Raw genomic sequence first — 13,334 nt, 5'->3', positions numbered from 1 at the left:
GATGAAAGCGCTGTGCTTGTATCTGATTGTGAGCGGTCGGATTGTCTGCGCCGTGGCTGTGGGGCGTGTCATTATCGCGTCACTTACTGCGCTGAGCCCGTATAACGGGTAGAATGCGCCCCCGATTTTGGAGAAGCTCATGACCCTGCTCAAATTAAGCGAAGTGTCCCTCGCTTTCGGCGCGATGCCGTTGTTGGACAAAGTGTCCTGGCAGATCGCCCGAGGAGAGCGGGTGTGCATCATCGGCCGCAACGGCACTGGCAAGTCGAGCATGATGCATCTGGTCAAAGGCGACCAGAAGCCCGATGAAGGCTCCGTCTGGCGCGCCCCCGGGCTGAAGATCGGCGAGCTGCCTCAGGAGCTCCCGCGCGCCGACGAGCGCACGGTATTCGACGTGGTTGCCGAAGGCCTGGATGGCGTTGGCGCATTGCTCGCCGAATACCATCACCTGAGCCAGAACATCGTCACCGATGAAGACCTGACCAAGCTCATGCATGTTCAGTCCGACCTCGAAGCCCGAGACGGCTGGCGCCTGCAGCAACTGGTCGACAGCACCCTGAGCCGCCTGCAACTGCCGGCCGACAAGACCCTGGCCGAACTGTCCGGTGGCTGGCGCCGGCGCGTGTTGCTGGCCCAGGCGCTGGTCTCCGAGCCCGACCTGCTGCTGCTCGACGAACCGACCAACCACCTGGATATCGGTGCGATCGCCTGGCTCGAAGAGGCCCTGAGCGGTTTTGGCGGCGCCGTGCTGTTCATCACTCACGACCGTTCCTTCCTGCAGAACCTGGCCACGCGCATCCTCGAGCTGGACCGGGGCGGTCTGATCGACTGGAACGGCGACTATGCCAGCTTCCTGGTGCACAAAGAGGCCGCGCTGGCCGCTGAAGAAACAGCCAACGCCTTGTTCGACAAGAAGCTGGCCCAGGAAGAAGTCTGGATTCGCCAGGGCATCAAGGCCCGCCGCACCCGCAACGAAGGCCGCGTGCGTGCCCTCAAGGCGTTGCGCAACGAACGCAGTGACCGGCGTGAACGCACGGGCAAGGCCAATATCCAGCTCGACGTGGCCGAGAAGTCGGGCAAGCAGGTAATGGTTCTCGAGAACGTCAGCTTCGCCCACCCGGGTGGCCCGTTCCTGGTCAAGGACTTCTCCATGGTCCTGCAGCGCCAGGATCGCATTGGCCTGCTGGGTGCCAACGGCACCGGCAAGACCACCTTGCTCAAGCTGATGCTCGGCGACCTGCAGCCGTCGAGCGGCACGGTCAGCGAGGGGACCAAGATCGAAGTGGCCTATTTCGACCAGATGCGCATGCAACTGGATCTGGAAAAGACCGTGATCGACAACCTCGCCGAAGGCCGCGATTTCATCGATATCGACGGTCAGAGTCGTCACGTGCTGAGCTACCTGGGCGATTTCCTGTTCAGTCCGCAGCGCGCACGTACGCCGGTCAAGGCCCTGTCGGGCGGTGAGCGTGCGCGGCTCTTGCTGGCCAAGCTGTTCAGCAAGCCGGCCAACCTGCTGGTGCTCGACGAACCGACCAACGACCTCGACGTCGAGACGCTGGAGCTGCTTGAAGAAGTGCTGTCGAACTTCAAGGGCACCGTGCTGATGGTCAGCCACGACCGGGCATTCCTCGACAACGTGGTCACCAGCACCCTGGTGTTCGAAGGCGAGGGCCTGGTGCGCGAGTACGTTGGTGGTTACCAGGACTGGATCCGTCAGGGCGGCTCGCCGCGTCTGTTGGGCGTGACCGAAAACAAATCCGGCAAGGCCGAGCTCAATAGTGCGGTAGTCGAAAAAACCGAAGCGGCTGTAGCGCCTGCCGCGCAAGCCGTCGCACCGGCGAAGAAAAAGCTCAGCTACAAGTTGCAGCGCGAGCTGGAGATGCTGCCGAGCCAGATCGACGAGGCGGAGCAGAAGATCGCCGCACTGGAAGCCGATATCGCCTCGCCGACCTTCTATCAGAAGTCGTCGGAGCAGACTAGCGCAGTGTTGGCGCAGCTGGAACTGGCTCAGGTGCAATTGGATGGCCTGGTCGAGCGCTGGGCTGAACTCGATAGCTGAGACTTGCGTCCGCGCTCGGCGGGAGCGGGCTCGGCCCGCGAAGCTCTTCAGATCCAAGCTTCGCGAGCAGAGGCCGCTCCCACAACAGGCATTTGATCAGGCTTTTTCGGTGGGCTTGTCTTTTACCAGGCGCACGGCAAGCACGTCGCACGACGCGCCATGCAGGATGTCATTGGCCGTCGACCCCAGCAGCAATGCCAGGCCATGGCGGCCGTGGCTGCCCACGACGATCAAGTCGCAGTTCTGTTCCTTGGCCAGGCCATGGATTTCCTGTCGCGGCTGACCATAGGTCAGGTGCGAGTTTTCCTTGGTCAGTTCCGGATACTTGGTAATCAGCCGTTCCAGGCGCTCCTTGGCCTGGTCGAACTGCTGCTGTTGCAGTTGCGAGAGGTCCATCGGCACGTCGCCACCGAACGCCATGGCCATGGGTTCGACGATATGTACCAGGGACAGCTTGGCCTGGGACAACCCGGCGAGATCCCGGGCGCGCTTGATGACCGGGTCGCATTCCTCGGTCAGGTCCACGGCGACCAGAATATGTTGGTAGGACATGAGAGCACTCCAGACGATTCTATTGGCCTAAGTATGGCCGGTTTCCAGCCGAGCGGGTCAAAACACCGCCAAGCTACTCATTTCACAACGCTTTGTGGGGGCTACTCATATGACGGTCTGGATAGTGCTGTCAATCCTTGCGCTGATTTTAAGTCCGCTGGCCTGGCTGCGGCCGAGCCGTAATCAGAGCGGCAAGATGAGCTTGCGCATGGCCGCGCGGCGTATGGGCCTGGCAATGCAACTGACGCCTGTGCAATGGCCACACTGGCTGGGCCAGCCGGCGCCAGATCCCTGTGCGCAGTACCATCGGCCGCGTCGCCAGGGCCGGACGGACCAGTGGGCCTATTGGCAAAGCACGCCCGGCCAATGGCTCAATCAATGGCGCGAGCCCTTGCAGGAACCGCACCTGCAGGCGCTATTCGCGCGGCTGCCGGGCAACGTGTTCAAGATAGAAGCAGGGCCGCAACTGCTGTCGTTGTACTGGGGCGAGAAGGGCGAAGAAGAAGTGCTTCAAGACATTGCTAAGGTGCTTGAAGCGCTCGCGTGATCGCAGTGGGAGCGGGAAGTGGCAAATCGCAGGCAATAAAAAGCCCGATAGCAAGCGTCGGGCTGGGTGTGGCCAGGCAGGCCGGTAATTCGATGGAGGCGATGATACGCCTGTGAAAAATAAAAATCTCGCCTATTTCGATCATCGCTAGCAATTTTTCCTGCGGGTTGTTCGCGGCCAACCTGTCATCCCGGCCTGCTATTGTATGTCTGTACGCACCGTCCACCGGTGGTGCGGTTGGCGCTGTATGCCGTTCAAAAAGTGACCGTCAAGTCGGGCAGATGCCGCACGTTTAGTCCGATTGACAATCGGGCGAATTTCCGTGAAGGTGTGCGTACCCCAATCAAACGGGCGTATGAATTGAGCGTTTGCCAGCAAACGACGTTCTACACAATCCCTACAATAAGCGCCGACGGGTGATGCAGATGCGGGTTCGTGCCAAGGCTTCATCGCCTCGGCAAGCCAGCAGTCCGCGCTCGGCGTGTACCGTTCAGCTCCCCTATCCTGGAGATCAGTTGATGATTTACGAAGGTAAAGCCATCACGGTTACGGCTCTTGAAAGCGGCATCGTCGAACTCAAGTTCGACCTCAAGGGCGAGTCCGTCAACAAATTCAACCGTCTGACCCTGAGCGAGCTGCGCCAGGCCATCGAGGCCATAAAGGCCGATGCCTCGGTCAAAGGCGTGCTCGTCAGTAGCGGCAAGGACGTGTTCATCGTCGGTGCCGACATCACCGAGTTCGTTGACAACTTCAAACTGCCGGACGCCGAACTGCTCGCCGGCAACCTCGAAGTCAACCGGATCTTCAGCGATTTCGAAGACCTCACCGTGCCGACTGTGGTCGCTATCAACGGCATCGCCTTGGGTGGCGGCCTGGAAATCGCCTTGGCAGCGGATTACCGAGTGATGTCCAGCGAGGCCAAGATCGGCCTGCCCGAAGTCAAGCTCGGCATCTACCCTGGCTTTGGCGGCACTGTACGTCTGCCACGTGTGATCGGTGTCGACAACGCCATCGAGTGGATCGCCTCGGGCAAGGAAAACCGTGCCGATGACGCCTTGAAAGTTGGTGCCGTCGACGCCGTCGTGGTCCCGCAGAAACTGCGCGAGGCTGCGCTGGACCTGCTCGGCCGCGCCATCAGTGGCGAGTTCGATCACAAGGCCAAGCGTCAGCCCAAGCTGGAAAAGATCAAGCTCAACGCTATCGAACAGATGATGGCCTTCGAGACTGCCAAGGGCTTCGTTGCGGGTCAGGCCGGCCCGAACTACCCGGCGCCGGTCGAAGCCATCAAGACCATCCAGAAAGCCGCCAACTTCGGTCGCGACAAGGCCATCGAAGTCGAAGCTGCGGGTTTCGTGAAACTGGCCAAGACCTCGGCTGCCGAGAGCCTGATCGGCCTGTTCCTCAACGATCAGGAGCTCAAGCGCAAAGCCAAGGCCTACGACAAGGTCGCTCGTAACGTGTCCCAGGCCGCCGTGCTCGGCGCCGGCATCATGGGTGGCGGCATCGCCTACCAGTCGGCCCTCAAGGGCACGCCGATCCTGATGAAGGACATCAACGAAAAAGGTATCGAGCAAGGTCTGGCCGAAGCCGCCAAGCTCTTGGGCAAGCGTGTCGAAAAAGGCCGCCTGACCCCGGCGAAAATGGCCGAGGCGCTCAATGCCATTCGTCCGACCCTGTCCTATGGCGATTTCGGCCATGTCGACATTGTCATCGAGGCCGTGGTGGAGAACCCCAAGGTCAAGCAAGCCGTGCTCGCCGAGGTCGAAGGGCAGGTCAAGGAGGGCACCATCCTGGCCTCCAATACCTCGACCATCTCCATCACCTTGCTGGCCAAGGCGCTCAAGCGTCCACAGGACTTCGTCGGCATGCACTTCTTCAATCCGGTGCACATGATGCCGCTGGTGGAAGTCATTCGCGGTGAGCATTCCAGTGAGGAAGCCGTCGCTACCACCGTTGCCTACGCGAAGAAAATGGGCAAGAACCCAATCGTCGTCAACGATTGCCCGGGTTTCCTGGTCAACCGTGTGCTATTCCCGTATTTCGGCGGCTTCGCCCGTCTGGTCAGCGCCGGTGTCGACTTCGTGCGCATCGACAAGATCATGGAGAAGTTCGGCTGGCCGATGGGCCCGGCCTACCTGATGGACGTGGTCGGTATCGACACTGGGCACCACGGTCGTGATGTTATGGCCGAAGGCTTCCCTGACCGCATGAAGGACGAGCGCGCCAGCGCCATCGACGTGTTGTACGAAGCCAACCGCCTGGGCCAGAAGAACGGCAAAGGCTTCTATTCGTATGAAACCGACAAGAGCGGCAAGCCGAAGAAGGTATTCGATGCGGCGGTGTTGGACGTACTCAAACCCGTGATCTATGAACAGCGCGAGCTCAGCGACGAGGACATCATCAACTGGATGATGATCCCGCTGTGCCTCGAGACAGTGCGTTGCCTGGAAGATGGCATCGTCGAAACCGCCGCCGAGGCCGACATGGGCCTGGTCTATGGCATTGGCTTCCCGCCGTTCCGTGGCGGTGCGTTGCGCTATATCGATGCAGTCGGCGTGGCCGAGTTCGTCGCCCTGGCTGACAAGTACGCCGAACTGGGGCCGCTTTACCAACCCACCGAAAAACTGCGTGCAATGGCCAGCAACGGCCAGCGTTTCTTCGGCTGAGCCGCCCGACACCTGAGCGAGATAGAATTTATGAGCTTGAATCCAAGAGATGTGGTGATTGTCGACTTCGGTCGTACTCCCATGGGCCGCTCCAAGGGCGGCATGCACCGCAATACCCGCGCCGAGGACATGTCGGCGCACTTGATCACCGAGTTGCTGGCACGCAACCCCAAGGTCGACCCGAACGAAGTCGAGGACGTGATCTGGGGCTGCGTCAACCAGACCCTGGAGCAGGGCTGGAACATCGCCCGCATGGCCTCACTGATGACGCCGATCCCGCACACATCGGCGGCGCAAACCGTCAGCCGCCTGTGCGGTTCGTCGATGAGCGCGCTGCACACCGCGGCGCAGGCGATCATGACGGGCAACGGTGATGTCTTCGTCATCGGCGGCGTCGAGCACATGGGGCACGTCAGCATGATGCATGGCGTCGATCCCAACCCGCACCTGTCGCTCTACGCGGCCAAGGCTTCGGGCATGATGGGCTTGACCGCCGAAATGCTTGGCAAGATGCACGGCATCACCCGCGAGGCTCAGGACGCTTTCGGCTTGCGCTCCCATCAGTTGGCTCACAAGGCCACGCTGGAAGGCAAGTTCAAGGATGAAATCATCCCGATGCAGGGGTATGACGAAAACGGGTTCCTCAAAGTCTTCGACTATGACGAGACCATCCGTCCCGACACCACCCTTGAAAGCCTTGCGGCTCTCAAGCCGGCGTTCAACCCCAAAGGTGGTACGGTAACGGCAGGTACGTCCTCGCAGATTACCGACGGTGCCTCGTGCATGATCGTCATGTCGGCCCAGCGCGCTCAGGACCTGGGCATTCAGCCGCTGGCGGTGATTCGCTCCATGGCGGTCGCGGGTGTCGACCCGGCGATCATGGGCTACGGTCCGGTGCCAGCGACCCAGAAAGCCCTCAAGCGCGCGGGTCTGAGCATCTCCGACATCGACTTCTTCGAGCTCAACGAAGCCTTCGCGGCACAGGCCCTGCCAGTGCTCAAGGATCTGAAAGTGCTCGACAAGATGAACGAGAAGGTTAACCTGCACGGCGGCGCCATTGCTTTGGGTCATCCGTTTGGCTGCTCCGGTGCGCGGATTTCCGGCACTTTGCTCAACGTGATGAAACAGAACGGCGGCACCCTCGGGGTGTCTACCATGTGCATTGGTCTGGGCCAGGGCATCACCACCGTCTTCGAACGAATCTGATCGCAGCGGTGTGAAAGCCGGGGCCAGGTGCCCCGGTTTTTGTTTTTCAGCATATTTATTTTCAAGCGAGGCACAGGATGCAGTTGCAGCCCGGACTCTACCGTCATTACAAAGGTCCGCAGTACCGTGTTTTCGGAGTGGCGCGTCACTCCGAGTCGCAAGAGCAAGTCGTGTGCTATCAGGCCCTGTACGGCGAATTCGGCCTCTGGGTACGACCGCTGAGCATGTTTCTGGAGTCTGTCGAGGTTGACGGCGAGCAGGTCCCACGCTTTGCTTTGGTGCAGGCCGAAACCACCCCTTGGGACACCGAAAAAGGTAGTGGCGTTTAGCTATCGCGCTTGACCTCATGGTTTTGCCACTATATATAGCGGGGCCTCGACAGGCGCCACGCGCCTTTCATTTATCTGTATTCAGGAATTTTCCGATCCATGGGCAAATCGCTGGTCATTGTGGAATCCCCGGCTAAGGCCAAGACCATCAACAAGTATCTGGGCAACCAATACGTGGTGAAGTCGAGTATCGGCCATATCCGAGACCTGCCCACCAGCGGTTCGGCGAGCGCCAGCAAGGAGCCCGCTGCCAAGCGCGGCAAGGCGGCGGCCGAGGGCCCGGTACTGACGGCCAAGGAAAAAGCGCGCAATACGCTGATCGCTCGCATGGGGGTCGATCCCGAACACGGCTGGAAAGCCAAGTACGAGATCCTTCCGGGCAAAGAGAAGGTCATCGAGGAATTGCGCCGCCTGGCCAAGGATGCTGACACCATCTATCTCGCAACCGACTTGGATCGCGAGGGGGAAGCCATTGCGTGGCACCTGCGCGAAGCCATCGGTGGTGACGACAGCCGCTACAAGCGCGTGGTGTTCAACGAAATCACCAAAAAGGCCATTCAGGAAGCGTTTTCCAAGCCGGGCGAACTCGACATCGATCGCGTCAATGCTCAGCAGGCGCGGCGCTTTCTCGATCGCGTGGTCGGCTACATGGTTTCACCGCTGCTGTGGGCCAAGATCGCCCGCGGTCTGTCGGCAGGCCGTGTGCAATCGGTGGCCGTGAAGCTGGTGGTGGAGCGCGAGCGGGAAATCCGTGCCTTCATCCCTGAAGAGTACTGGGACATCCACGCCGACCTCGGTACCGCCAAGGACGCCAAAGTTCGCTTCGCCGTGGCCCGGGAAAAAGGCGAAGCCTTCAAGCCGCTGAACGAAGCCCAGGCCATGGCCGCCCTGGCCAAGCTCAAGGACTCGTCCTACAGCGTGCTCAAGCGTGAAGACAAGCCCACCAGCAGCAAGCCCTCGGCGCCGTTCATCACCTCCACGCTGCAGCAGGCGGCGAGCAATCGCCTCGGCTTCGGCGTGAAAAAGACCATGATGATGGCCCAGCGCTTGTATGAAGCGGGCTACATCACCTACATGCGTACCGACTCCACCAACCTGTCCGTCGATGCCGTGGCAGCCGCGCGCGATTACATCGAGCAGGAGTTTGGCAAAAAGTATTTGCCCGAGTCGCCAATGGTGTATGGCAGCAAGGAGGGCGCACAAGAGGCGCACGAAGCGATTCGTCCATCCGACGTGAATACCCATCCGTCGAAGCTTAACGGCATGGAGCGTGACGCTGAGCGCCTTTACGAGCTGATCTGGCGCCAGTTCCTGGCCTGCCAGATGCCGCCGGCGCAATATCTGTCGACCACCGTCAGTGTTGCGGCTGGCGACTTCGAGTTGCGCGCCAAGGGCCGCATCCTCAAGTTCGATGGTTATACCCGCGTACTGCCGCAGATTGCCAAACCGGGTGATGACGACGTCCTGCCGGAGATGACCCAGGGCGAAGTGCTCAAATTGATAGCGCTCGATCCGACCCAGCACTTCACCAAGCCGCCGGCGCGTTACAGCGAAGCGAGCCTGGTCAAGGAAATGGAAAAACGCGGTATCGGCCGTCCGTCCACCTACGCCGCGATCATCGGTACCATCCAGGATCGTGGTTACGTCGCGCTGCATAATCGTCGGTTCTACTCCGAAAAGATGGGCGACATCGTCACCGAGCGCCTGTCGGAAAGCTTCGCCAATCTGATGGACTACGGCTTCACCGCCGGCATGGAAGAGAACCTCGATGACGTGGCCCAGGGAGAGCGTGACTGGAAGAATGTCCTCGACGAGTTCTATGGCGACTTCAAGACCAAACTCGAAGTGGCGGGCGCGGCCGACAGCGGCATGCGCGCCAACCAGCCGACCCTGACCAACATCGCCTGCCGTGAGTGCGGTCGGCCGATGATGATTCGTACCGCGTCTACTGGCGTGTTCCTCGGCTGCTCGGGCTACAGCCTGCCGCCCAAGGAGCGTTGCAAGGCCACGGTGAATCTGGTGCCGGGTGACGAGATCGCTGCCGATGACGAGGGCGAGTCGGAATCCCGCGTACTGCTGGGCAAGCATCGCTGCCCGATCTGTGCGACGGCGATGGACGCTTACCTGCTCGACGAGAAGCGCAAGCTGCACATCTGCGGTAACAACCCGGATTGCACTGGCTACGAGATCGAAGAGGGCAACTATCGCATCAAAGGCTATGAAGGCCCGAGCCTGGAATGCGACAAGTGCGGCAGCGAGATGCAATTGAAGACCGGCCGTTTCGGTAAATTCTTCGGCTGTACCAACCCCGAATGCAAGAACACCCGCAAGCTGCTCAAGAGCGGCGAAGCGGCGCCGCCGAAGATGGACGCGGTGAAGATGCCGGAGCTCAAGTGCGAGAAGGTCAACGACACCTACGTGCTGCGTGACGGCGCCTCGGGGTTGTTCCTGGCCGCCAGCCAGTTCCCGAAAAACCGCGAGACTCGTGCGCCGCTGGTGATGGAGATTATCCCGCACAAGGACGAGATCGATCCCAAGTACGCGTTCCTGTTCGACGCGCCGAAGAAAGATCCTGAAGGCCGTCCGGCGGTGATTCGCTACAGCCGCAAGACCAAGGAGCAATATGTGCAGACCGAGGTAGAAGGCAAGCCGACTGGCTGGAAGGCTTTCTACGACGGTTCAGCCTGGAAGGTCGAAGACAAGCGCTAAGCATCACCGCTGCAGCGAGGGGGCTTGCCCCCGATAGCGATTTATCATTCACTTTGCGGTGGTTGGGCGATCGCGATCGGGGGCAAGCCCCCTTGCTACATGTGCCTTTAAAGATGGAGAGTACCGAAATGGCCCACGAACTCTATACCCGTACCAATCAAAAGATTTTCTTCGCCGGGCTGGCGCTCGAAGCCTTGGGCAGGGCCGAGCAGGGTACAGCCGTCAATGCGCCCGGCCTGCTGCAAGCAGAGCGCGAAGCCGCGTTGTTCCATCTGTATGGCGCGCTGCTCGGGCTTTGCCATGAGATTGCCGGCTTCTATCGTCTGCCTCAGGCCAATGCACCTCGTGCCGAGTTGTTGCTGACTCGCGAAGTGCTCGCGGCGATCGCGATCCCCGAAATGGCCGAACTGGTAGAAATGGCGGAGCAGCCACAGAGCTGGTTAGCGCGGCTGATTTCGGAATATTCCAAGCTGTTTCTGCCCCCACAGGCGCCGCGCAAGCCAAAGGGCGATGTCAGGCAGCCGCTGATTCAGGCGATCAGCCTGGATGACGATGAGGCAGCCCCGGCATTGGATCGTGCGGAGCTGGAAAGCTGGCGTCAGCAGCTCAAGGGATTAGCCATTCGTTACCGTGATGGGCTGAGTGAGTGCTGATTCGCTTCGGCACTGCTACAATGTCGGCCTTTCGTGGAGATTGATTCCCTATGCCAACGTCCTTTCTAGAAATTGTCGAGTTGCCTGACGGGCGGATCGAGCTGCGCCGGGCCGATGATGAAGGCTCGTTGGTCACCCTGGCGTTTTCCGAAGATGCCAAAGTCTTCCTGCAAGGTCAGCATGTTGAAGTAGCCAAGGCCATGCTCAGCGTAGGCGTGCAAATGGCTGGCAAGCTGGTGGAGGGCGAGGTTGATCGTGACGAGGGGCCGCGCGTTCTGCACTGATTGCTGTGCACGCTGATCACGTAGCGAGGGGGCTTGCCCCCGATAGGTCGTAATGACACCAAGAGGTGTGAATACGGACCAATCGGGAGCAAGCCCCCTCGCTACATTGTGTCGCAGTATGTTCAGCCCAGGCGAATATTCAGGCTTTGCGCATCGCCCACGCGGGCGGCGGTGATCAGCTGCTGACGAGCCGTGCTGGTCAGTGGATTCAACCAACTGACGACTGTGTGGCTGCGGCCGAGGCGCAAGGCTTCGCACGTCAGCTGCAGCGCGCTCTGCGTACCGCGAGGTTGCAACAGCAGGATGCGTTCACGGTTGAGGCCGGCGTCGCGCAGCCAGGCTTGGGTCAGGCTCCCTGGCGGCGCGATCAGCGTCAGCCAGCGTGCATTCTGCTCTTCGCTCAACTCGCGCAGCATCGGCGCCAGCAGGCTCAGGCAGTTCCCCGTTGCACCCCGTAGTGAGAGCTCACTGAACACCTCTGGATCATCGGTGACCCAAGGCGCTTCAAGCGTGGCCAACACGGGTGCGGGTGCAGTCTGTGGCTGGGCCATGAAAGCCTCGAACAAGGACATTTGTGCCTGTTGCGCTGCTGGCGGCTGTGACTGTGGGAACTGCATCATGATGCCTCCTGTTAGCGGCGGATGACGCCGACGCTCAAACCTTCAATGACCAGCTCCTGATCCTTGAGATCGACCTCGATGGGGGCGAACTCAGGATTCTCGGCCAGCAGAAAGACCTTATTGCCTTCGCGCTGGAAGCGCTTGACGGTAACTTCTTCACCAATTCGAGCAACCACGATCTGGCCATTGCGCGCTTCACGGCAGGTGTGCACGGCCAGCAGGTCGCCGTCGATGATGCCGACATCGCGCATGCTCATGCCATGGACGCGCAGCAGGTAGTCGGCACGGGGGTGAAAGAATGCCGGATTGATGTTGCAGGATTCCTCGATGTGCTGTTCGGCGAGGATCGGCGCGCCAGCAGCGACGCGGCCGATGATCGGCAGCGAGCTTTCGTCGGCCTTGGCCTCGAAGCCGGGGATACGAATGCCGCGCGATGCGCCCGGGGTCATCTCGATGGCGCCCTTGCGCGCCAGCGCCTTGAGGTGCTCCTCGGCGGCGTTGGGCGATTTGAACCCGAGTTCCTGAGCGATTTCCGCACGGGTAGGGGGAAAACCGTTGTCTTCAAGGCAGCGCTTGATGAAGGCGAGAATTTCGGCTTGGCGTGGCGTCAGTTTCAGCATGTCTATCGCTCTGTCTTTTTATACAGTGACTGGGATTATATACAGTATTGGACCCTTGGCAATCGCCCTTTTGCTCCCAGGGAACAATTACCCTTCTGCTATGTGGTTAAATGCTGCAACGACCGGGTGCCAAAATGCCTCTGCAGGCTTGACAATATCGGCTCCCGATACGTATGTTTCAAACAGTTGTTTGTATTTTTCAGCTCAAACCCGGAGTGATCATGGCCCAGTCGGAAACCGTCGAGCGTATCCTCGACGCCGCCGAGCAACTGTTCGCAGAAAAAGGCTTCGCCGAAACTTCTTTGCGGCTGATTACCAGCAAGGCGGGTGTCAACCTGGCGGCGGTCAATTATCACTTCGGATCCAAGAAGGCCCTGATACAGGCTGTGTTTTCGCGTTTTCTCGGGCCGTTCTGCCTGAGTCTCGATCGCGAACTCGAGCGCCGCCAGGCGCGGCCCGAGCACAAGGCCAGCCTTGAAGAACTGCTGGAAATTCTCGTCGAACAGACCATGGTGGTACAGCCGCGCAGTGGCAATGACCTGTCGATCTTCATGCGCCTGCTGGGCCTGGCCTTCAGTGAGAGTCAGGGCCACTTGCGCCGCTATCTGGAAGACATGTACGGCAAGGTGTTTCGCCGCTACATGATTCTGGTCAACGAGGCGGCGCCGCGGGTTCCGCCGCTGGAGTTGTTCTGGCGGGTGCACTTCATGCTCGGTGCCGCCGCGTTCAGCATGTCCGGGATCAAGGCCTTGCGGGCCATCGGCGAGAATGATTTCGGCGTCGATACCTCCATCGAACAGGTCATGCGCTTGATGGTGCCATTCCTGGCGGCGGGCATGCGTGCCGACAGCGGCGTCAGCGATCCCGCCATGGCCGCGGCGCAATTGCGTCCGCGCAGCAAAACCTCCTCTGCTCCTCTGGCCAAGGCGCTCTGATCCGGTTGGGCCAACACAAACTGTATCGTCCAGCCGGGCCTGTTCGCGGTCCAGCCTTGCTGCCACAGGTGAACGGCTCAAGATGTGTGGCAGGCTTGCCCGTGAAGAGGCCTGCGCATTGAACGCAGATCCTCCAGAGGTGTGCCTGCCA

Annotated in this window: 12 protein-coding genes; 9 read left to right on the top strand and 3 right to left on the bottom strand. The window is 60.4% G+C overall.

Annotated features, from left to right (window positions below):
• Positions 1–139: 139 nt before the first annotated feature.
• Entirely contained in the window at positions 140–2,062 is a 1,923-nt protein-coding gene (locus LIX93_RS23840) for an ATP-binding cassette domain-containing protein (RefSeq protein WP_226506528.1), read from the top strand.
• Between the two features lie 96 nt (positions 2,063–2,158).
• Here LIX93_RS23840 and LIX93_RS23835 read toward each other — a convergent pair whose 3' ends face one another.
• On the bottom strand, positions 2,159–2,614 hold the full coding sequence (locus LIX93_RS23835; RefSeq protein ID WP_226506527.1) for a universal stress protein: 456 nt from the start codon (positions 2,612–2,614) through the stop codon (positions 2,159–2,161).
• Positions 2,615–2,723: 109 nt separating this feature from the next.
• Here LIX93_RS23835 and LIX93_RS23830 point away from each other — a divergent pair, with 109 nt between their 5' ends.
• From LIX93_RS23830 to LIX93_RS23800, 7 genes are all read left to right on the top strand, one after another.
• Positions 2,724–3,161 (top strand): hypothetical protein, encoded by a 438-nt coding sequence (locus LIX93_RS23830; protein WP_226506526.1) that lies wholly within the window; start codon positions 2,724–2,726, stop codon positions 3,159–3,161.
• A gap of 518 nt (positions 3,162–3,679) precedes the next feature.
• Positions 3,680–5,827 carry a fatty acid oxidation complex subunit alpha FadB gene (gene fadB / locus LIX93_RS23825; protein WP_226506525.1) on the top strand — a complete coding sequence of 716 codons (2,148 nt, stop codon included), beginning with the start codon at positions 3,680–3,682 and terminating at the stop codon, positions 5,825–5,827.
• Positions 5,828–5,857: 30 nt separating this feature from the next.
• Complete coding sequence (fadA, locus tag LIX93_RS23820; RefSeq protein WP_226506524.1) at positions 5,858–7,033, top strand: acetyl-CoA C-acyltransferase FadA; 1,176 nt, start codon at positions 5,858–5,860, stop codon at positions 7,031–7,033.
• A 77-nt stretch (positions 7,034–7,110) separates the two neighbouring features.
• Positions 7,111–7,362 (top strand): DUF1653 domain-containing protein, encoded by a 252-nt coding sequence (locus tag LIX93_RS23815; protein WP_226506523.1) that lies wholly within the window; start codon positions 7,111–7,113, stop codon positions 7,360–7,362.
• Positions 7,363–7,461: 99 nt separating this feature from the next.
• Positions 7,462–10,071: a type I DNA topoisomerase gene (topA, locus tag LIX93_RS23810; protein WP_226506522.1), complete on the top strand. Its 2,610-nt coding sequence runs from the start codon at positions 7,462–7,464 to the stop codon at positions 10,069–10,071.
• Between the two features lie 128 nt (positions 10,072–10,199).
• Complete coding sequence (locus tag LIX93_RS23805; protein WP_226506521.1) at positions 10,200–10,724, top strand: DUF6586 family protein; 525 nt, start codon at positions 10,200–10,202, stop codon at positions 10,722–10,724.
• 50 nt (positions 10,725–10,774) lie between these two features.
• Entirely contained in the window at positions 10,775–11,008 is a 234-nt protein-coding gene (locus tag LIX93_RS23800) for a hypothetical protein (RefSeq protein WP_226506520.1), read from the top strand.
• A 122-nt stretch (positions 11,009–11,130) separates the two neighbouring features.
• On the opposite strand, the gene sulA is transcribed toward LIX93_RS23800, so the two are convergent.
• A complete protein-coding gene (sulA, locus tag LIX93_RS23795; protein WP_226506700.1) occupies positions 11,131–11,625 on the bottom strand; it encodes an SOS-induced cell division inhibitor SulA in 495 nt (164 codons plus the stop codon).
• Positions 11,626–11,639: 14 nt separating this feature from the next.
• Positions 11,640–12,248, bottom strand: coding sequence for a transcriptional repressor LexA (gene lexA, locus LIX93_RS23790; protein WP_226506519.1), 609 nt, complete (start codon positions 12,246–12,248; stop codon positions 11,640–11,642).
• A 221-nt stretch (positions 12,249–12,469) separates the two neighbouring features.
• Between lexA and LIX93_RS23785 the strand changes: the two genes are divergently transcribed.
• Entirely contained in the window at positions 12,470–13,183 is a 714-nt protein-coding gene (locus tag LIX93_RS23785; protein ID WP_226506518.1) for a TetR/AcrR family transcriptional regulator, read from the top strand.
• The last annotated feature ends 151 nt before the right edge of the window (positions 13,184–13,334 follow it).

The organism is Pseudomonas sp. MWU16-30317, from assembly GCF_020515695.1.
GTDB lineage: Bacteria > Pseudomonadota > Gammaproteobacteria > Pseudomonadales > Pseudomonadaceae > Aquipseudomonas.
The sequence above is the reverse complement of the archived record's forward strand: the minus strand, read 5'-3'. Positions and strand labels throughout refer to the sequence as shown.